At 37.2% G+C, this 20,218-nt stretch carries 18 protein-coding genes and 1 other annotated feature; of the genes, 2 read left to right on the top strand and 16 right to left on the bottom strand.

Annotation, left to right across the window (positions count from 1 at the left end; genetic code table 11):
- Positions 1 to 15: 15 nt before the first annotated feature.
- The 13 genes from OIT90_RS00445 to OIT90_RS00385 form a co-directional block, all read right to left on the bottom strand.
- A complete protein-coding gene (locus tag OIT90_RS00445; protein ID WP_106025386.1) occupies positions 16 to 1,182 on the bottom strand; it encodes an MFS transporter in 1,167 nt (388 codons plus the stop codon).
- A 137-nt stretch (positions 1,183 to 1,319) separates the two neighbouring features.
- Positions 1,320 to 1,622 (bottom strand): ArsR/SmtB family transcription factor, encoded by a 303-nt coding sequence (locus OIT90_RS00440; RefSeq protein WP_039182804.1) that lies wholly within the window; start codon positions 1,620 to 1,622, stop codon positions 1,320 to 1,322.
- 486 nt (positions 1,623 to 2,108) lie between these two features.
- Positions 2,109 to 2,417, bottom strand: coding sequence for an MBL fold metallo-hydrolase (locus OIT90_RS00435; RefSeq protein WP_474892143.1), 309 nt, complete (start codon positions 2,415 to 2,417; stop codon positions 2,109 to 2,111).
- Positions 2,418 to 2,486: 69 nt separating this feature from the next.
- Positions 2,487 to 4,316 (bottom strand): hypothetical protein, encoded by a 1,830-nt coding sequence (locus OIT90_RS00430; RefSeq protein ID WP_474892142.1) that lies wholly within the window; start codon positions 4,314 to 4,316, stop codon positions 2,487 to 2,489.
- Between the two features lie 184 nt (positions 4,317 to 4,500).
- On the bottom strand, positions 4,501 to 6,384 hold the full coding sequence (locus OIT90_RS00425; RefSeq protein ID WP_474892141.1) for a 3'-5' exonuclease: 1,884 nt from the start codon (positions 6,382 to 6,384) through the stop codon (positions 4,501 to 4,503).
- Between the two features lie 353 nt (positions 6,385 to 6,737).
- On the bottom strand, positions 6,738 to 8,471 hold the full coding sequence (locus OIT90_RS00420; protein ID WP_474892140.1) for a KAP family P-loop NTPase fold protein: 1,734 nt from the start codon (positions 8,469 to 8,471) through the stop codon (positions 6,738 to 6,740).
- A 318-nt stretch (positions 8,472 to 8,789) separates the two neighbouring features.
- Positions 8,790 to 10,733, bottom strand: coding sequence for a hypothetical protein (locus tag OIT90_RS00415; protein WP_474892139.1), 1,944 nt, complete (start codon positions 10,731 to 10,733; stop codon positions 8,790 to 8,792).
- Positions 10,734 to 10,887: 154 nt separating this feature from the next.
- Entirely contained in the window at positions 10,888 to 11,367 is a 480-nt protein-coding gene (rlmH, locus tag OIT90_RS00410) for a 23S rRNA (pseudouridine(1915)-N(3))-methyltransferase RlmH (RefSeq protein ID WP_474892138.1), read from the bottom strand.
- 80 nt (positions 11,368 to 11,447) lie between these two features.
- Positions 11,448 to 11,618: a CxxH/CxxC protein gene (locus tag OIT90_RS00405; protein WP_008360116.1), complete on the bottom strand. Its 171-nt coding sequence runs from the start codon at positions 11,616 to 11,618 to the stop codon at positions 11,448 to 11,450.
- A 161-nt stretch (positions 11,619 to 11,779) separates the two neighbouring features.
- Positions 11,780 to 12,610 carry an energy-coupling factor transporter transmembrane component T family protein gene (locus OIT90_RS00400; protein WP_059375755.1) on the bottom strand — a complete coding sequence of 277 codons (831 nt, stop codon included), beginning with the start codon at positions 12,608 to 12,610 and terminating at the stop codon, positions 11,780 to 11,782.
- On the bottom strand, positions 12,601 to 14,316 hold the full coding sequence (locus OIT90_RS00395) for an ABC transporter ATP-binding protein (protein WP_372555829.1): 1,716 nt from the start codon (positions 14,314 to 14,316) through the stop codon (positions 12,601 to 12,603). Before OIT90_RS00395 ends, OIT90_RS00400 begins: the two co-directional genes overlap by 10 nt.
- A 19-nt stretch (positions 14,317 to 14,335) precedes the next feature.
- Positions 14,336 to 14,893 carry an ECF-type riboflavin transporter substrate-binding protein gene (locus tag OIT90_RS00390; RefSeq protein ID WP_024424020.1) on the bottom strand — a complete coding sequence of 186 codons (558 nt, stop codon included), beginning with the start codon at positions 14,891 to 14,893 and terminating at the stop codon, positions 14,336 to 14,338.
- Between the two features lie 14 nt (positions 14,894 to 14,907).
- Positions 14,908 to 15,768, bottom strand: coding sequence for an SAM hydrolase/SAM-dependent halogenase family protein (locus OIT90_RS00385; RefSeq protein ID WP_024427616.1), 861 nt, complete (start codon positions 15,766 to 15,768; stop codon positions 14,908 to 14,910).
- Positions 15,769 to 15,879: 111 nt separating this feature from the next.
- Positions 15,880 to 16,150: a binding site (T-box leader), on the bottom strand.
- Positions 16,151 to 16,342: 192 nt separating this feature from the next.
- Between OIT90_RS00385 and OIT90_RS00380 the strand changes: the two genes are divergently transcribed.
- Together OIT90_RS00380 and OIT90_RS00375 are read left to right on the top strand one after the other, a co-directional pair.
- A complete protein-coding gene (locus OIT90_RS00380) occupies positions 16,343 to 17,032 on the top strand; it encodes an ABC-2 transporter permease (protein WP_058838361.1) in 690 nt (229 codons plus the stop codon).
- Positions 17,033 to 17,914: an ABC transporter ATP-binding protein gene (locus OIT90_RS00375; protein WP_073979571.1), complete on the top strand. Its 882-nt coding sequence runs from the start codon at positions 17,033 to 17,035 to the stop codon at positions 17,912 to 17,914. It begins immediately after the preceding gene.
- A gap of 76 nt (positions 17,915 to 17,990) precedes the next feature.
- Here OIT90_RS00375 and OIT90_RS00370 read toward each other — a convergent pair whose 3' ends face one another.
- From OIT90_RS00370 to OIT90_RS00360, 3 genes are all read right to left on the bottom strand, one after another.
- Positions 17,991 to 18,299 (bottom strand): hypothetical protein, encoded by a 309-nt coding sequence (locus OIT90_RS00370; RefSeq protein ID WP_059375747.1) that lies wholly within the window; start codon positions 18,297 to 18,299, stop codon positions 17,991 to 17,993.
- A 130-nt stretch (positions 18,300 to 18,429) separates the two neighbouring features.
- The gene (locus OIT90_RS00365) at positions 18,430 to 18,894 is read right to left on the bottom strand and encodes a GNAT family N-acetyltransferase (protein ID WP_058838359.1); all 465 of its coding nucleotides are present in this window, start codon (positions 18,892 to 18,894) and stop codon (positions 18,430 to 18,432) included.
- A 68-nt stretch (positions 18,895 to 18,962) separates the two neighbouring features.
- On the bottom strand, positions 18,963 to 20,153 hold the full coding sequence (locus tag OIT90_RS00360) for a S1C family serine protease (RefSeq protein WP_369880193.1): 1,191 nt from the start codon (positions 20,151 to 20,153) through the stop codon (positions 18,963 to 18,965).
- Positions 20,154 to 20,218 lie beyond the last annotated feature (65 nt).

Below are 20,218 nucleotides of genomic sequence, written 5' to 3'. Positions count from 1 at the left end.
CCATCGTTCTACTGTTTAAGTATATCGAATTTCATTACTCGAAGTAGCACGCGAAGCCAATATTGTTACAATGATCGCGATTGCAACGCCTAAAGCACCTGCCCAAGTAACGGAAGATAGAGAAACCCTCTCTACAAAGATACCTCCAATAGCTGCACCTGCAGCCATCGCTAATTGCATCATTGACTGATTGAGACCCAATAGTATACCTGATGACTCTGGCTCCATTGTAGCTAAGTGATATTGTTGAGTCGGGCCAGAAGACCATGCAGCAAATGACCATAATATTAAAATGAGTAATACTCCAACATAAGAATGCGTAACTAGTGAGAGCAATATGAGCATGATGACATGTAATGCCATTCCACTAATCAGAGTAAAATTCACACCCCATCGATCGGTACTAAATCCACCAAACTTTGACCCAACTAGACTAGCAATCCCGAATACAAGGAGAACTCCACTCAGCAATTTGCTGCTTACACCCGATATATTTAAAAGGTAAGGGGATAGATAGGTGTAGGCAATTGAATAACCACCTAGCCAGAAAAAGGTGATGGCTAATCCTAACACTACTTTTGGTTTTTTAAAAAGAGCGAGTTGTTGAATTAAAGGTACAGGTTTATCCCCTTGGATTTTTGGAATCGTAAGAGAAATGATCACCATGGCTAATAATCCGAGTAAGGCTATTCCTCCAAATACAGCTTTCCAACCGAAGAAATCACTAGTCATTCTGCCCAGTGGGACTCCAATGATCAATGATGCTGTAAATCCCATTACTACTGTAGCAATAGCGGTACCTTGCTTACCTTTTGGTGCAATTTTTTCAGCAATTGTTAATGCAGTAACTACGACCATCCCCGCTCCAAGAGCCATAATAATTCTTGACACAATAAATAATTGATACCCAGGGAGGACGAATGCAAGAATATTACCTAGAATAAAAACGCTAAGTGAAAATAACATTAACTTGCGTTTATTCATTCCCGATGTTAAAGCCATTAATACTGGGGTGAAGATGGCATACACAAGAGAAAAAATCGTAATTAACTGGCCAGCTGCAGCTATCGTAATCCCTAATGATTCAGAAATATTATCCAAAATGCCAGAGATGATATACTCTGATGTACCAACTAAAAAACTGACAATAGCTAAAATGTAAATCTTTACAGTGTTTGACAATATAGATCACTCCTTATATATAATAAATTCACATATCTAGAATTGTTAATATGTATGGACAAAAAAACATATTACGATAAGTCGATTTGTATTTAATAAATGAAACTGAATTCTGATGTATGAATTCAGTTCATTTATTAAATATTTTTTTCTAGAATCTCAGCAATTTGTTTTATGGCATTTTCATCTCTTTTATAATACGTGTATTTACCTATACGCTCTGTCGTGATTAATCCAGCTCGAAGTAAAATTGAAAGGTATTGAGATGCTGTTGATTGCGTCATTTTCAATTTATCTGTTATTTGACTAACACATACCCCTGTAGTATTCATATCAATCCCTTCATGGGGTGTAAAATGACGATCAGGTTCCTTTAACCATTGTAAAATTTGCAGTCTTGATTCATTGGATAAGGCTTTGAAAACTTCTATTGGCTCCATACACCCCATTATATCGATAAATAACGATATGTCAACATGTGTTGTTTGAGATCCCTTACAACTTTCTATTTTCCTAGGTAATTTCTCGCCGCTTTAGGCTTAAGCGTGGTTTTTTACGGGGGATTATATCTTCTATTCTGGTGCAATGGAGATGTTTGATGGAAAAAGGATTAGAGTACTTTTTTGCTGCTTGTACAGCTAAATTTGGCCTTCTCACCCCTCATTAACTTATGATAAGGCTCACCGTGATGCCTTTAAATGAGGTTATTATCTACCAAGATTCTTAAAATATTATTTTATGTTGGATAGCGTGATCGCCTCCAACATGTTGCATGACACAAGTAACCCCGCCAAGATCAATCTCCATCCGCTAATCAAACGGCACATCCGGTAAAACCACCTGAATATCTCGATGATCCTGATATTCTTCTTTTATCGTCTTCGCGCAGAACTCAATCTCCGTTCCTTCCCTCACCCGCTCATCAATTAAGAAAACGGCAGAAGCTTCTCCATTTCCTTTCTTGTCTTTGCAGAAGCAATTGAAATCGTATCAGGCAGCGCAGGCAGACCAAAAATATGACCCCGATGCCAATGCGTGAGGACAACAAGATCGGGCGTGGCGTTCTTGTGCTTTAAAGTTTTTTGGATGAAATAGTTCGCATGATCTTCTGAATTACCGGCATCGATCATTAAGGTTTTGTTATTGCCTACGACCATACCTAGGATGGGGCGGTCGGTTCGTGATATTGGTGTGATGTAGGAGAAGGTTTGGTCTATTTTTTTGACTTTGTGCATGGTGTGCCTGCTTTCTGATATATTTAGATTTTATTCCCGTTGAATTGTTATGCGCTACTTAATCAAATATTATTTCTTTAACAAATGTTTGGCTAATTTTCGATCTTCTTTATCTTTCGTCTTCATGGAAATATGTTCAATCAATTCCCTTGTGGCCGCTTGCTGCGAATACAAAGGAGACCATTCTTTTAATACACTTAAAGCATGATACTGTAAATTTCCATCATCTGATCTAAGTGCAGCTTGAATCAACGGTAATCCTACACCTTCGTGTTCATATAAATCTTGCACAATATATTGTAAACAAGCCACTTCATCATCTGAGAGGTTTGATAACGATAAATGTGTTTCTGCAAATGTGCAAAGCTCTTTAATATGTTGATGATGATTTGTGTCCATCACAGCAAAGTATATTTCACTATTTGCCGGGTCTTTCTCAAGTAAAGCAAATAGAATCTCAATCACATCTAAACGATAAAAGAGAGCGATTTTAAGTGCTTGAGAGCTAAAACCCTGTTGTAACGTATCGATTGCAAGCTTTGGCCATCTACTGTCATTGATAAACGGTTGAACCGCTTCCTGGACAGCCTCATATTCGTCCTGTGTCCATGAATCATTCAATCGGTCTTCCCAAATCTCTTGATCATCATTTAAAATCTCATTTATTTTCAAAATTGGATAAATGTCCTCAGTTGTTTGGCAGTGCTTATGAGCATGGTGAATAAAACGGCAAAGAACTGAGCTTGCATTTGGATACTCTTCAATGCCGTAGATAGAAATCTCATCTTCTAATAATGCTTGAATGATGAGGCTCGCTCCATCATATAATTCTTTGGAAATTTCCTCTTCTGATAAAGCGGTTTCTAGATCACCATTAAGAGCGCAAGTATAGGCTAAGTATTCATTCATGATTGTATTTTCGCAGCCCTTTGTTAGCAACCATCGTTTTATTTCTGGCGTCGATGCTTCTAATTGCTCAACAGCCGAAATCTTTCCCCATCCATCGACGGACTTTGCAAGACGCCAAACATGTTCGTTTCCTTGAATTGTGCCTTTCTTCAATGCACATACGACATACGAAGTAAATTCTTCATGCATACCTATCGCGAATAAGAGCTCTTTATATTTTTCGCAGTTCGTACATCCCAATATCGTGATCGCAAATTTGACGACCTCCCGATGAGCTGCATGTTCAAGAAGCCATAACGCTTCTTGCTGTACAAGAGACTCATCCCATTGTGTTTGTTGAAATCGTTCAATTAATTCACTACTGCAGCTCGCCATATTGTCAGAAATGATTTTTTCATATGTTTTTTTTCTTGTTTCATTTGTAGGATGATTCAGTTGTTTTTCAAAAACCTTCAATAGTTTCTTCACATAATAAGGGGCAGGTCTTTCATCTGCAAAATGGTCGGATAAACCTGGAGACAATCGAGGTTCATTTTCGTCAAATAAATAGTATTCATCGGGTAAACGATCGTCTACTATTTTATGATTTGTTCGAATTTGTTGTTGAATAAAGGGAACGATCTTCTCTTTATGATCCCAAGGTAGAAAATCTAACTTAATTGATTCATCTAAAACCGTTTCACGATCTATTTTCACAATACAACGAAATCGTACATAACCGCCAAGTTTAACGGACACTTTGTGTTTTGTACCATCTTGAAGTTCCAATATCCCTGACAATTTTGAATATGGAATTATATGAGACAATACACTTTTTCGTTGTTTTTTATCAATTGTCATACCATCAATTATTAGTTTCTCTTCTTTTATTTGGTTTATAATTTCTATAGAATGCCCTTTATAATCAATTTTCCACGTTTTATTTATTTCTTTTTCTACGTCTTTTATTACGTTACGCATTTCACGTTTAAAGTCAGCTTTAAAACTCATGGAAGTCTCCTTTCAGTAATTGTAGATTAAATATGGGATCGTCCCCAATATCTGCTATAATAGTTTTTTGAACTAAGTTTCCATTATATATAATACGATATTTATTACAGAGCGTCTTCTTTTCTTCTTACATGAAAAAAGGTATGGGAATTGAATAAATTCCCGTACCTTTTCTAATTAAAAATTATTGATTTAATGTCGGCTCTTTTTGCTTTGCATCCTCAAAATACTGAGTAAACGATGAAACACCTGAATAAGATATTGATAAATACTCTTTAGCACGAGTCATTCCTATATACATTAAAGACACTTCTTTTTCTTGATCCTCTTCATACTTTAATGGCATTAAATCAGCTTTCACAATAAAAACTGAGTGGAAGTCAAGACCTTTACTACTATCGAGAGAACATATTTTTACAGTCTCTTCCTCTGGATTGAACTTATGTTTGGTTGCACCATTTTCAGTTATCCAATTGTAAGGAATATTCTTTGTTTGAAATTCCGATTGAATCGCTGATATATAATGGTTATTGTATCCCTTTATACGATATAAAATGGCCATTTCAGAGTATGGTATGTTCTTTTCAATATGTTGATCCACTATTTGTTTAGTAATCTCCTCTATTTCTTCTTTAAAGGTATTACATCTTAAAAGCTCTACCTCTGGCCCTTTACGTTTCGTCTTTTTTGGAGGGATGATTTCGATTGTCTCTGTCTGTTCTTGTTTTAATTTAAGATCTAAAGCTCTATGGCTATCGTAAAATTTCCATCCAAAATCCACAATTTGTGACGTATTACGATAATTTATATTTAAGATTCTAGATCTACCTCTAAAATCAAGCCCCGTATCTTTCACATAGCTTCTACTTTTCCGATAGATATCTTGCGCTCTATCTTCTACTAAAAGTAAAGATTGCGTCTCTTGATCTAAGCATAAGCTGATGAGATGCAGCCAGCTCCCTTCAAAGTCCTGCCCTTCATCAATTAAAATGGCATCATACTTTACAGGAGTTAAAGCATCATTTTCTATCTTTTCAATGTAATCATCTATTTCAAGTTCTGAAATACCATGCTCTTTTTTAATCCAGTGATGAAAATTTAATATTTGTATATTATTTAAATTTGGTGTTTTTCTATGATCGGATGTCAGAAAATCATCTGGTTCTGTAAGTTTAGAATGAATCATTTGTTTAATATTTTGTTTCAAAGCTACATTGTAACAGAGTATTAATATCTTCCAATTCGGATGTTGTTCTGCTAACATTTTTGCTCGGGTCGCTAAGATTAAAGTTTTACCGCTTCCTGCTACTCCTCTAATTAGCCGATGTTTATCACCAATCTGTTTAGCCAAGTTTTCTTGATGCAGATCCATCGTTTTGATGTTTCGAAAAGATAATAACAGTTTTTCTTGGTATGGGACTGGTTCAACATCTGCTCCAACGCGTATTTCTTTGTATAGATGATAACGAATCCTTTCTAATTCATCAGATGATAGTGGAGTATTTAACTTGAAAGGCACATGAAACATATCAAACAATTTTTCTATTAAGATCTCAGGATCAAAATGGTCATTATCCGGATCAATCTGATCACGCGATAAAATAAAATGTGGATCAATAACCTCATATACTTTATTTTTTAAAAGTTGTTCTTCATGAAGCCGAGTAAAGACGACGCCATAACCATAAGGAAACTTTAATTTAAACTGATATTTCCCTTCTGTATTGATTAAATCGATGTCTTTCTCAAGCATATCTTTTATTTTAAAAGCATACTCTCTTGATTGAACTAAAGGACTCTTCACTCTATGTAAATCACCAGACGAATCTAAAATGCTCCAGGTATTGTCGTTTAGCTCTCTTATTGTATTTTGGGTGTAATCTTTTACTTCTAGAACTAATACTCCTAAATCAGGACCGATTATCACAAAGTCTGGTCTAAACCCATTGATATTAGGTTCATAATGAACAATATACTCCTCGGGTAGATATTCCTTTAATGTTCGAAATAAAATTCGTTCTCCTGCAGTAGCAGTACTTTTAATACTTTCTGGTAATGTAATTGCCATTCATACTACACCCCTCTATTATCCTTATACACCATATATCGGAATAATTTGGGTATTTTAAATGATGTATATTACTTTATATAGATTTTCTTTAGCAAAAAGGGCTGTTAGTTATATGAAATCTCAACATCAAAAAGCTCTTAGATTATTTAATTAAGAGCTTTAGTTAAAAATCTTAGATTCATTTCATCATCAGGATGTATCTATATTTTTAGTTGTGACTTTTATTCTTATTCATTTTTTGAATGATCGCTAGATATTCAACATACAACCGGCACATCACATAGACAAATGTTTTCAAAGAAAGGAGAAAATTTGATTCAAAACTTACAGTCCACAGACGAAGGCCCTTTTCATATTCCCTTTTTTAAGATAAGGTGCTCTGAAATATTATTTGACCTAATAATATACTCAATTCTTATTCCTTTTAAATATTTAAACAAGGCTTTCGCTTTTTCGAAGTCCACCAATTCTTTAAAGTCCTGGCTAACACTTAATTGAGATTCAATCATATCAAATGTTTTGTATTTATTATGTTTATAAACTCTAGCCAAATAATCTATTATCTTTTCTGCAATATCAGGATAAAAATATTTCAATAAAAACCAGCTCATATACTCTTCAAACTTTAAAGGAGTATCTATTTCCTTAGCTTTGTAAATATTTATTATTCGTTCCTTAGATAACAATAATAGATTTATTATTTTTTTGATTTCTCTTGGTGTAATATGTTTCTGTTTTTCTCTTTCAATAATAAATTTAGTTAATAATGACTTCTCCTTTACGTTAAAAACATCTAAATCTGTATTATCAGATTCATTAACTAAGAGGTTTTTTATATAATTTTTGTAATTATTTTCGTATGGAAGATGATATGGGATAGTAATATATTTTTCCAAATACTTTTTACCGAAACTTAATTTCTTGCTATTAGAAACTATTTCTTCTTCAAAGAAGTGTTGGTTATTATTTGCTAATGCAAAACAAACTGCTTCTTCATTTATAGAAATCACGTGCACTATAGATTTTATAGGCAAGAACAGTTGTAGAGCTTCAAAAAATTCAACTATAGTTTTCTCTGAACATCTGTCTAGTTCATCAACCATTATTACTATCTTATCATTGTTTTTTTTTGTCCAAACATCAATTAAAACTTCTAAACTTTCTTTAACTTTTTCTCTAGTACCTAAAAGTTCTCTATACTTAGGGTATTTAAATTGTGAAATTATTTTTACAGACATTGGTTTAGTTAAGGATTTAATTTTTTTGAACATTGGTTTGACTATATTAAAAGTTACTGCCATGGTTGAAACCAAACCAAAGATATTGGTATATAGGGGATTCTTAGTTACTACTTCTACTAATGATTTATCTTTAGAATATATTAAAATCCATGCTATGAATAACCCTAACAAGGTAAAGTTTATAACATATTTAAATAAATTATCCTTGAAAGATTTCTTCACCATTCCAAAACTAAATTTTATTTTAGCTAAAATCCCTCCCTCTTTCTCATATTTAGCAAATATTTGACTGAGCAATGAAAACCATATTTTGTTTTGGTCGTTGTATTCCGAAGCGTCGAACCTTACTACATGCGTTTTATTGTATTTGTTCTTAACAATTTTATCTTCTCTAATATTTAAATTAATTTTCTCTAATTCTATTTTAATTAGTTCTAGAAAAGATGATTTTCCTTCTCCCCAAGGACCGTAAATCCCTAGAGTCAATGGGCTCAATGTTTTTTTATTAGAAATAAGTTTACTAAGTTCTTGAGCATATTGTGTTCTTGACAAAAAGTCATCTTTGCTTTCACTGTCACGAATAACATGCCCTTCTACATAATTCAATTTATTAAATTCCCTATGTCTAAACACTTTTTCATCAGAATAATCAATTTCCCTTAATTTTAATTCCAAATTATCTAATTTATTTATTGTATCCTCGTATTCATTAGGATAGTGTTCCTCCAGATATTCAAACTGTTCTTGTTCAGATTGTTCTTGTTGCCTATGCAGTTTTTCTAAGATTTCTTTATATTCTCTTATTTGTTTTTCCAAATGCTCTCTACTGGGTAAATTACCCATATGATTCCTCACCTCAAAAAAAGATATTTTATCTCACCGTGACTTATCAAAGTAAGGATATTTCTACCGATATTTACGATTGTTTAACTAATTTATGACTTTGCTTCCTTGTCAGGGCTAATCTTAAAAGCTTTTCGAATATGTAGACTAGACGAAGACGAACTCTCCACAATACGGAAAAGAGATTTCATGACAGTTTGACGATAGATGGATGGATCGTTATAGAATGATTCGTTAATTCATAAGGAACGTATCCAGAAGCTATCGAGAAGTTAAATCAATTAATTTATGATCTTCTTTCTTCTTCTTGTTTTCAAATTAATCACCCTCAACCTGCGCTGTGCAAAGATCATCATTTATCTTTATCATAATTGTTATTAATAATCTAAGAGCATGCAGATAATTTACATAATGCTCATTTTCATTCTCATAGCTAGAAGATGTACCATGTAAATACTTGTTCCTTAAATCATATCCATTGATAAAATTTTTCTTATTTAAGTAGTAATCTATATAATCAGATTCTTGCCTTGTTAATAATGTATTTTCAGAAACCAAAGCACTTTCATTTAATAACTTATCAACTTCTTGCTTTAAAGCATTAGATAACTTACTAGTCACAACTACACCGTTTATATGGATATAATAATATATAAGTGTTCGATTACTATTGACCAAGACTATTTCATTATCGTCGTTTATAGTTACATAATTATGTTCAATAAGCCAATCTAAGGACGATTTTTGATAATCCTCTATGTCATTTAAATACAGCTTATCAGTAGTCAACCTTTCATTAAGCGTATTGTATTGAATATCACCATAATTCGGGAAATAAGTAAGGTTACTTTGGTCAGAGAACATAATATTTCTCAATATTATAGCCTCATCATTATTTGGCGCTATATAAACGTATCTGTTATTTGTCATGCTTGGGCATTCAGAAAATAGCAAAGGCTTACTTTCCATTTGTATAAGCTCTTCATCAATGTAACCATCCTCTAAATAAAACTTATACTTCTTGATTATACTTTCAATAGTTGGAAATATAGATTTGCACTTTTCAAAATTTGGATTATCTATAGGCGGTAGCTTAATGTTGAAGTCTTCAATATAGAATTCCTCTTTTAGATAAACATTAAAGAACCATTCAATTATTACTTCTAAATCTTTGTTTTTACTCTTTAAGAATGAATAATATAGTTGCATTTGTACTAAGGATAAAGATTCTCTTATTAAGAATTCTGTACCAGTTTTGTATTCTTTTTCATGAGCAAAACCAAATCTATCAAAGACATTTGCATATATGTAATTATACGGGAATTTAGAAATCATATCTTTATTTACGAACTCGAATATGTATATAAAGTTGTTCAATAATGTTGGATTATCAAGATTAGATTCTAACCATTCTTTATCAACCTCTGTTCCTACTTTATTTAATGAGTAATGCTGCTTCACAGTACCCTCTACATTTTCTTTGAACTCAACTACTATATCCGTTCCCATCCCACTAACATCTTTAAAGAGTTCACTCTCAAGTCTCTCACTTACTCTTTTTGCTTTCAATTTAACTCTAGTATCCAAAGCAAACTCTTTCGTATTCTGTACATTACTAAGAAGCCTAGTGTAATTTAAATTAGGCTCGTCTAAATCTAGATAGGTGCTAATAATCTTCTCTTTATCTTCTATAGTTAATGATTGTGGCAAATAAGATTCCTGTCGTTCGTTCCTTTTTTCCAATAAAAATTTATCCAAAAGTAAATCTGTACTACCTTCTGAATTATTAAGCATGTATTCTCTTAATACCACATCATATTTCATCACAAGTTTATGTAGCTTAAATATTTGCCATGCAAATACATCAAGTTCATCAAGAAACATCTTAAATCTGCTTTCTGTAATTTCATTCAACTTTCTTTTCTCTACTATTTCCCAAAAGGTTTCCTTATATCTGAAATCTACCTCTTCATATTCGGCTAAGATGTCTGAATGCTGATTAATATATTTACCTACTAACGAGTTAGCTATGCTACTTTTTGCTTTAATCCATTCCTCTTTATCTTCACCAAGATATAATAGAAACGTCTCGTCCTTAACATACTTGATGATATTATATAATTCTATAGCTTCATTTATATTCTCTATTACATGCTCAATCGCCAACTCTTCATAAACTTCTTTAGCCTTATCTAGCATATATCCTTTCGCTAAATCTGGTCCTTTGTAATACTCTACACCTCTATATCCTTCTTTCACCATGCCTTTCCTCTCCTTTCTTTAATATTAATATTCTTTGACAAACTCCTACGTTATCTTCTCCTTTGATTTCCAAAGTCGAATTGCGAGGTTTCTTTTTACGTCATTATTCCGTTCCTATTAGTAAATAAATTCTTTTCCCAAAAAACTTCACCACCTATTTATGATAAGGCTCCCCCCGAACAATCCGAAACGCACGATAAATCTGCTCCACCAACATCAGCCTCATCAACTGATGCGGGAACGTCATCCTCGAAAACGACAGCTTCTCATTCGCACGCTGCATGACAGCGTCGCTTAAGCCAAGGGATCCGCCTATGACGAAACATACTTTGCTTTTTCCGTATGTTGCCAGCTTATCTATTGTATCGGCTAATTCTTCGGAAGTTTTCATTTTTCCTTCGATGGCGAGGGCGATGACGTGGGCGTCTGGGTTGATTTTGCTTAGGATGCGTTCGCCTTCTTTGTCTTTGATGATTTTCATGTCTTGATCGCTGAGATTCTCGGGTGCTTTTTCGTCCGCAAGCTCAATGATTTCGATTTTCGCATAGGCTTGTAATCGTTTTGTGTATTCGGCTATGCCTTGCTTTAAATATTTCTCTTTTAATTTTCCTACTGTGATAATTGATATATTCACAGGTCATCCCCACCTTAAGAACAAGTTATTCATATAAGTTATCAACAATTGTGGATAAAATTTGTGTATTTTGTGTCCGATCATTCGTTCCCCACTATATATATTGCAGGTTCATCGCACAATTCACAGGTTGTGGATAAACTGTGTGTATGTTCGATTTTTCTGAATTCTGGCGGTGTTTCATGGTCATCTATGTACATGTCTAGTACGGTTTCTATATGTTCTGCACAAGCATAAAGTGATTTGTTCATAAGTTTCTAATTCCTCCAATATGTTGTCTCGTTATTCACAAGTGTTTCGCTCATTGTTCAATATAACCGATTTATTCACATGTTAATAGTCTTTTACCATTTTCCACACCTTTTATCCACAAACCAAATAAAAAAGCCTCCACTCCTGTGAAGGCTTCTTTCTATAAAAACGGATTATAAAATCTCGTTCCTCTAACAAATGTAATCACTAACGAAACAATCAGTACCACACCAACAAATACGAACGCCACATAATCTGCTTTTTGAAAGTCTTTTGCCGTAAACCATGTACGCTTTTTATGTTTCCCAAAACCACGCAGCTCCATTGCATTGCTGATCGTTTCAATCCGCTCCAAGCTGGAGAAAATCAGCGGCATGACAATAGACAACGCATTTTTGATTCGTTTCCCCAGTTTTTCATTCTTCGATAAATCAATGCCTCTTGCTTGCTGAGAAATCGCGATCGTACGAAAATCCCGCTGAATATCTGGAATATAGCGCAAGGCAATCGCTACCGCATAGGAAATCCGGTAGCTGACCCCAATTCTGCTGAGCGATGAGGCGAATTCACTTGGATTTGTTGTCACAATAAATAAAAGCGCTGCTGGCATCACGGTCACGTATTTTAGCGTAATGTTCAACTGATAGAAAAGCTGTTCAAGTGTGACGTTGTACCAGCCGGCAATATGAAACAGCTCATGCTTTGCTCCGTAGATGGCGACACCTTGCTGAGGCGCAAAGATGTAAATGGCGATGTTATTAATCACTAGGAAAATCGCCAGGACGATCACCACGAAGGAAATATCACGAAATCGTACGTTTGATAGCTGAAAGAATACGATACTGGAGGCTAACATAAACACTAAAACGCCTGTATCATACGTGAGCATCGCTGCGGATGACCAGAGGATAAAGCAAATGAGTTTGGTTGCACCTGTCAGCCGGTGAATCGGCGACGGGCGGTCGATATAGGACAGCATGTCTACAGCCATGTCATTCGTTCCTTTCTGTCAACCTCAATGAAGCGATCCACGAGTTCATTTGGATTCGGCCAATCAGCTTTCAGCGCCAGTTCATACAGCGATGTTTCCTTTAAGCTCGCCTTTTGGACAAGCAGCTGATCTGTCAGTACTTTGGCTGGTGTATCATCTGCGATTTTTTCTCCATCTGAAATGACAATGGTTCTTGTTGTGTATTCTAGCATTAAGTGCATATCATGGGTGATCATGAAAATCGTGACACCCTGCTGATTTAATTGCTCTAAAAACGTCATCATCTCTGTGTAATGTTTAAAGTCCTGTCCTGCGGTTGGTTCATCTAGGATGAGGATTTCTGGCTCTAATACAAGAATTGACGCAATGGTGACGCGTTTTTTCTGTCCAAAGCTGAGCGCTGAGACCGGCCAGTTCCGAAATGGATACAGCCCGCACACTTTCAGGACCCGCTCCACCCGTTCTTTGATCTCGTCTTCCTTTACCCCTCTTAAAACGAGACCGAGTGCGACTTCATCAAAGATCATTTGTTTTGAAATCATTTGATTGGGGTTTTGCATGACGACGCCGATTCGTTCGGAGCGCTGTTTGATCGTATCTCCTGTGATGTCATCACCATTTAAAAGAATTGAGCCTTTCGTTGGCTTTTCAAACGCACAGAGCACCTTAGATAATGTTGTCTTGCCTGCTCCATTGGCTCCTGCGATGCTGATCATTTCTCCCTTTTTGACGGTAAAAGAGATGTTGCTCAGCGTGTTTGGTCTTGTTGGATAATCAAAGCTCAGATCGCGCACTTCTAGTAAATCCTGTGCTGCAATCTGATCTACTGATGGCTCAGATGCTTCCATCCATTGCTCGATTTTCTCTTTTGCTTCGTCGTTTAGAGTGAGACGCTGTAAATCAGCGATCTGATCCCCCGGTGCAACCGGAATGCCTGCGTATTTCATCGCCTTTACATATAAAGGCTCACGCAAATACGCCGCTTCTAATACGTTTGAGGCGAGCAATTCATCTGGTGTCATATCCGCTACAATCGTTCCTTCATTGACAACGATGATGCGGTCCACATGACGGAAGAGGACGTCTTCTAATCGGTGCTCAACCATCACAATGGTTTTTTTCGTTTGTTTTTGCAGCCGGTCAATGAGGTCGATGACTTCTTTACCTGTTGCGGGATCAAGGCTTGCAAGTGGTTCATCAAACAGTAAAATATCGACATCGTTGACCAGTACACCAGCGATAGCGACACGTTGTTTTTGACCACCTGACAGCTCATGCACGGAAGATGCCAGCTTGCCGTCTACCTCTGTTAATTTTGCCGCTTCCTCGACACGTGTTTTCATTTCTTCACGTGTGACTTGATCATTTTCAAGCGTAAACGCAATGTCTTCTCCAACGGTGAGCCCAATAAATTGTCCATCAGGGTCCTGAAGCACCGTTCCGACAAGCTGTGAGAGGGAGAAAATGTTCTCTTTCTCTGCATTTTTCCCGCCGATGTGAAGACTTCCTTCCATAGAACCTTTATAAGACGCAGGAACTAGCCCATTGATACAATGGGCTAGTGTGCTTTTTCCCGATCCAGACGGGCCTGCGATGAGAACTTTTTCTCCTTCATAGATGGTCAGGTTGATATCCTTTAATGTTGGTTCTGCCTGACTGCGATACTTGAATCCGAAATGTTCGAATTGAATCATCGGTTTCTTCATTTATGTGTTCCACCTTGCTTCATGATGTTTCTTTCGATAGACTGCCGCTTTTGCTTCTCGTTTTTGCATAGGCTGCAATGATGATGGTTCCTAGTACACCAACTGTGATGATGTTTGAAATCCCTGCCACGATGCCTTGAACAAATACTTTGTTCGCAGGTTCTGCATAGATCACAATGTCGAGCACAGGAGCAATGATAAACCAGCCTAATGCTTGTGCGCCTGCTTGTACGGCGTTGAAGAGCGTGATTTTCTTCCAGCCGAAGTCTCCCTCTTCTACTTTTAATCGATTAGAAATGAAGCCGATCAATAAACCAACCACACCCGAAACAATAATCCAGCTCCACCAAGGGCCAAATGTGGTTGCATCTTTAATGAGATGGCCAATAAAACCAATCAGTGCGCCTGCAACAGGACCAAATAGCACGGCCATTAATGCAAGGAATGCGTATGAGGTTTCAATTTGTGTATTCGGAATTCCAGTTGGAATGGAGACAAATCGTCCTAAAATCACAAAGACGGCTGCGCCAATTCCAATAGCAACGACAGTTTTCGTTGAAAGTTGTTTTCCTGCCATGATGTATCCTCCTCTTATTCGTATATAATGCGCGGAGCTTTGCGAATCGAAAGGCGCCAGCCTGTGCCTGTACCGATGTTATAAGCCTTTGCAAATGACCCTTGATTGATCGCCACGCCTAAATGGTCTAGTGAATTGACATATACGAGTGGTTCGCCTACCTTTAAGTCGGCAAAAGATCGTCCATAGGTCATGATATTTTTATACACATTTTTTGGCCCGTTGGCAATGGTAACTTCTATTGCATCCCCATAATTAATTGAAAGCTGTTCAAATAGCGTGTGATGAATGTTTGTCCATAGGTTTCCAAATCTCACATCTAAAATATCAATCGTCCCTGTGATCACATCTTCTTCCGCATATGCCTGTACGACTGGAAGATGGATAATATCATCAATATTCGCCTTTGGCCCAACCTCTTCAAAAGAAATGACACCTGATGCAATTCTTGCCCCTGTATAAGCGTAAATATCTCTCCCATGGAATGTATGTGATTTTCCCGACTTTGGCAGCCGGTTAATGGTTTCATCTAAATAACGGGCTTCCACAATGCCAATATCCTGCGCGACGTGCGTGAGTGTCCCGTTATCTGGGGTAATGATATAGTGTGAGCTTGTCGTTTTGACAACAAGACTTTTTCTCTCTGACCCAACACCTGGGTCAACGACGGAAACGAATACCGTCTCTTCCGGCCAGTATGTGACGGTTTGAAGCAGACGATAAGAAGCTTCCCAAATGTCATACTGCGGAATATTGTGTGTTAAATCAAAAATGCGGATGCTGCTGCTGACCGTATTTGCCACTCCGTACATCGCACTGACAGCTCCATCATCAATGCCGAAATCTGATTGTAAAACCAATGCATGTTCACTCATGTCAATCTCCCTTTCATTTGAAAAAATGGATGTGGTGTTTCACGTGGAACATTTGAACAATTGTATGAAAAAAAGTGGACAATAAAAAATACCCCATCCTTATCTTTGAATCATAAGGACGAGGTATTTGTCTCGTGGTACCACCTTTATTTACTGTTTGCTCGCGCTAAACAGCCTCTACAAGTACAAAGCTCCAATCTGGCTCATATACTGTGGTTTTGATAACGAGTACCAACTCTCGTCGTCACCTACTAATATCATAGATATGTTCAGCACGAGGCTCAGAGACCATTTTTCGAATCATTATTTTTGCTTCTTTTCAGCTGCCGAAGCTCTCTGTGGAAAAATTGATGATTGTACTTTCTCTCGTCATTGCCTGTATAATTATCTTGAATTAAAGCTATCATACATGATGTTTTTTCATAAATCAAGATATTTTTCTGAACATTTTTAAAAATGAGTCAACTGGTGCTGGAAGAGTCTTCTTTTTATGAAATTTAAACAAATGTTAAAGAGCAAGATATGGTGTCTTTCTATTCTAGGGGTATAATAAAGGTGAAGGGAGGTACAGCGTGTGTGGACCATCTGTATGAATGAGTTTAAGCAGCTCTTCAAAAGCACAAAATCTATTTTAACAATTGTTATTATTTTCATTTTATCTACTTTTGTTTCAAGTCTTCCATTTATCGCTGCTCATCAGGAACAATGGGAACTGGCAAAGGATCCTTATTCTATTGGGAATGAACTGGTGATTTCTTTATTTGGTTTTTTCCTTATTTTTTTGTTGTCTCATGATATTTTAAGCCGCGAAATTCATTTGAAAACCATTCGTTTTCTCGTCAGTAAAACAACCCGTTTGAACATCATCATCGGGAAATATCTTGGACTGATGCTGTTTTGGCTTAGCTGTATTATGACGACATATGTCCTGAATATGATGATTTCACACCGTTTTCTGTTCTCTGATGCGTTAAAAATCTTAACCTTTATCAGTGTCGGTATCTCATGTGCTTTATTTTTGTCCATGCTCTTTCCAACACCGCAGAAATCAATGTTTGTCGGCATGTTGTTTTCCTTTCTTTTCCCAATCGTCAGTATGATTTCTGTTCTTTCTTCAGAACGAATGATTCATTGGTTCCAATATATGACGCCTTATTATTATGCGCGCTGGAGTGAACCGCTGACCTACGTCCTAATGAACACGGCATTGACCGTTATCTTACTCATTGGAACTGCACTGCTGTTTCAAAGGAGGGATGTGTAGATGCTTCATACAAAAGGTCTTACAAAAAAATACCGTACAAAAGTCGCGATAGATGATATTAATCTTGATGTCAATCAAGGCGATATCTTTGGACTCATTGGACCAAAGGGATCTGGTAAGACGACGTTTTTCAATATTATTACCGGAATCTCCCGCCCTACCTCTGGTACGTTTACAGTGATGAATAAGCCTTCGCTAAAAAAAGTGAGGCAGCATATCGGTGTTCTGCCTGAATATACGGATTTATATGAAGGTCTTACGGCTCTTGAGCATATTGCCTATTTATCAAAAATCACCGGAACACGCCAGAAGACGAGTGATTATGAAGAACTGCTCGAATTTGTCGGCTTACATCATGATCATCAGGAGAAGGTCGGTGCCTTCACACCTGGTATGAAAAAGCGGCTTGGAATGGCGCAGGCCATTGCCCATCAGCCGGAATTTATTTTACTCGACGAGCCTTTTGCCGATATTGATGCAGATTCGATTTTCCACATTCAGCGGGTCATTGAAGCATTAAAGGATGAAGGAAAAACCGTCTTTTTAACAGCTGACCGCCCAAGGTTTACCAATAGTATTTGTACCAAAACTGCATTCATTTCTGAAGGAAAATTAGTGTCCCCACATACTCATCCTCAAGAGAAAACCATCACATCCTCAAACATACGTGCAACCTTCAAGCATGCATGGATTGATGATGAGGTGAAACCTGTTCTCACGCAGTACCTACAAACTGTCGGAACAGATCTTGTGATCAGTGATGACGAGACCTCATTGTTAATTCGTTCAGAAGCTCAAGTTCCAGCGATCATTCGCGCTTTCGTGAAGTGTAAAGTCGATTTATACAGAGTCACGGCTCAGGATGCCATGATGTCCTCATAAAAAAGTACCGTACGCTTTCTGCACGGTACTTCTTCTTTTTTTATGGCTCTGTTTAGTGTTGATCTTTAACACATATTTAGTAAAACTCGGATACATTTTTACAATGTTCCTCTAATTCAACTATTGTAATTAACTGTGTTTTTGGATATTGGCTTGTGTTATCTGCGGAATACGTTAAATGAACTAATGCGAATTTTTTTAGTTCACTTATCCAATAAACTATATCATCGTTATCTTCCCTTTTTGCAACTGCGACAGCCTTTTTTCCGTAGAGAATGTGATTTGGATGAACTTCTTTCTTTAATTCTGCATTAAAAAACTCCGACATACTATCATTAATTATCCACCAAGGTTCATCCATAAATTTTTCAAGAACACTTATCATATCATGAATCACTTCCCTAAAATACCGTTTCCGATCCTTATACTTTCCGAACCGAACAACGTGTTCCGATGAACAATGAGGGCTCTCGAATCCGTCCTTGAGTGGTATTAGGAATTCAAAAAGCTCTTTTTTATAAAGGTTTACTCATATAGATCCCAGTTTCTTCAAATCCTGTTTTTTCGTACAGCGAACGGGCGATTTGATTGTGAGCAAAGACATGGAGCGAGAGTTTTTGCACACCTAATGACTTTGCCTCCTCTTCTAATGCAGCAATAGCCTGCTTTGCAAAGCCTTTTCCTCGATAAGCTTCAAACAAAATAAAGTTATAAATAAATCCTTCGTGCTGCGGGTGATTCGGGTCATAGCAAAGCCAAACCCAGCCAATCGCTTCATCTCCGTTTAAGAAATTCCACAGCTCATGATGCTCTGTCTGAAGTCCTTCTGGAAGGAGTCTGTCAAATTGTTCTTCTGCGTTCGCAAGTGATTCTTCCTTTTCCCATGTCCCTGCGAGTACCTTTTCTTCCGCGTACCGCTGAATGGCCTTCTTTATCAATACATCGTAATCGGTTTGTGACATCCGTTGTAGTGTAACCAATCGTACAACCCCCTTTTCTTCATCATATGTCAGTCATGCCAAAAAAACCAGTCCCTTACTGGAACTGGTTAGCTGCCATATCGGTCGGTTTGAGAAAGTTTAATCTCTGCTGATTTTTTCTTCCCGCTTCGGTAAAATTGCATTCTTACCTTGTCGCCGACCTTCTTTTGATATAAGTATTTACGAAGATCTACGATATTCTGTACACTTTTGCCATCAAAGGAGGTCACGACATCCAGCTCTTTTAGTCCTGCTTTTCCTGCTGGAGATAAAGGCTCAACACTCATGACAACAACCCCAGATGTGACCTTGGATGGCAGCTTCAATGTTTCCTGCCAGTGGTAACTCGCAATATCCGCTAATGATTTCATGCCGACGCCAAGATACGGACGCTTCACCTCTCCATAGCGCTCTAAATCCTCTATGACAGGGATAACCAAATTCGCTGGAATAGATAGCCCGATTCCTTCTACCTCTGATTCAGCAATCTTCATTGAGTTGATGCCGATCACTTTTCCGTCCATATTGATCAAGGCACCACCGCTGTTTCCAGGATTGATGGCGGCGTCTGTTTGCAGTACTTCTGCATTCCAATCCGTTTGTCCGTCTCCATTTGAGTCGACAGGGATCGCTCGCTCCGTGCCCGAAATGACCCCTTGTGTGACAGAGCCTGCGAATTCAAGCCCTAATGGATTTCCAATGGCGATGACTGGCTCACCCGGCTTCACATGATCTGAGTTACCGAAGGCTGCCGTTTTCTTGATTTTATCACTTTTGACAGTGAGAACCGCTAAATCCATGAGCTGATCACTGCCGACAAGATTGGCACCAATTCTTGTCCCATCATGAAGGCTCACTTCAAGCTGGTTGGCGCCTTTGATGACGTGATGGTTTGTGACAATATAAAACGTGTCACCCTTTTTTTTATAGATCACACCTGACCCGCTGCCTGCTTCTCCGCCTTCCTCCCAAAAGCTCGACTTTTGAATATTAATGACGCCGACTACCGTATCTGACATATTAGACACCACTTTCGTGACAGCATCATTGACGTTTACATTCACAGTTTTTAAAGGGCCCTGAGATGTTTGTCCATCACCGTTCTGCTGCCATCCAAAGGGACTGCCGCTCTGTCCAGATACATAGGGGAAAAAGAATCCCATTAAAAAAGCTCCTACCAATACACCGATCAAACCAGAAAGAAAATATCCTTTTCTGCTTCGTCTCGGCTTCCACTCTACATCGCGATAATCCACTATGTTTCCTTCCTTTCAGTGAATAGATGATGTATATAGTGTTGGTAAGAAGCTCTTATCTTAATCAT

This window comes from Bacillus sp. ABR, from assembly GCF_056172715.1.
The sequence above is the reverse complement of the archived record's forward strand: the minus strand, read 5'-3'. Positions and strand labels throughout refer to the sequence as shown.

What these genes read in the sequence shown, in the direction of transcription:
- OIT90_RS00370 (WP_059375747.1), bottom strand. Translation starts at nt 18,299, where the DNA reads ATGATAAGTGTTCTTGAAAAATTTATGGATGAACCTTGGTGGATAATT.
- OIT90_RS00375 (WP_073979571.1), top strand. Translation starts at nt 17,033, where the DNA reads ATGCTTCATACAAAAGGTCTTACAAAAAAATACCGTACAAAAGTCGCG.
- OIT90_RS00400 (WP_059375755.1), bottom strand. Translation starts at nt 12,610, where the DNA reads ATGGCTGTAGACATGCTGTCCTATATCGACCGCCCGTCGCCGATTCAC.
- OIT90_RS00430 (WP_474892142.1), bottom strand. Translation starts at nt 4,316, where the DNA reads ATGAGTTTTAAAGCTGACTTTAAACGTGAAATGCGTAACGTAATAAAA.
- OIT90_RS00440 (WP_039182804.1), bottom strand. Translation starts at nt 1,622, where the DNA reads ATGGAGCCAATAGAAGTTTTCAAAGCCTTATCCAATGAATCAAGACTG.
- OIT90_RS00390 (WP_024424020.1), bottom strand. Translation starts at nt 14,893, where the DNA reads ATGGCAGGAAAACAACTTTCAACGAAAACTGTCGTTGCTATTGGAATT.
- OIT90_RS00385 (WP_024427616.1), bottom strand. Translation starts at nt 15,768, where the DNA reads ATGAGTGAACATGCATTGGTTTTACAATCAGATTTCGGCATTGATGAT.
- OIT90_RS00415 (WP_474892139.1), bottom strand. Translation starts at nt 10,733, where the DNA reads ATGGTGAAAGAAGGATATAGAGGTGTAGAGTATTACAAAGGACCAGAT.
- OIT90_RS00435 (WP_474892143.1), bottom strand. Translation starts at nt 2,417, where the DNA reads ATGCACAAAGTCAAAAAAATAGACCAAACCTTCTCCTACATCACACCA.
- OIT90_RS00420 (WP_474892140.1), bottom strand. Translation starts at nt 8,471, where the DNA reads ATGGGTAATTTACCCAGTAGAGAGCATTTGGAAAAACAAATAAGAGAA.
- OIT90_RS00425 (WP_474892141.1), bottom strand. Translation starts at nt 6,384, where the DNA reads ATGGCAATTACATTACCAGAAAGTATTAAAAGTACTGCTACTGCAGGA.
- OIT90_RS00395 (WP_372555829.1), bottom strand. Translation starts at nt 14,316, where the DNA reads ATGAAGAAACCGATGATTCAATTCGAACATTTCGGATTCAAGTATCGC.
- OIT90_RS00405 (WP_008360116.1), bottom strand. Translation starts at nt 11,618, where the DNA reads ATGAACAAATCACTTTATGCTTGTGCAGAACATATAGAAACCGTACTA.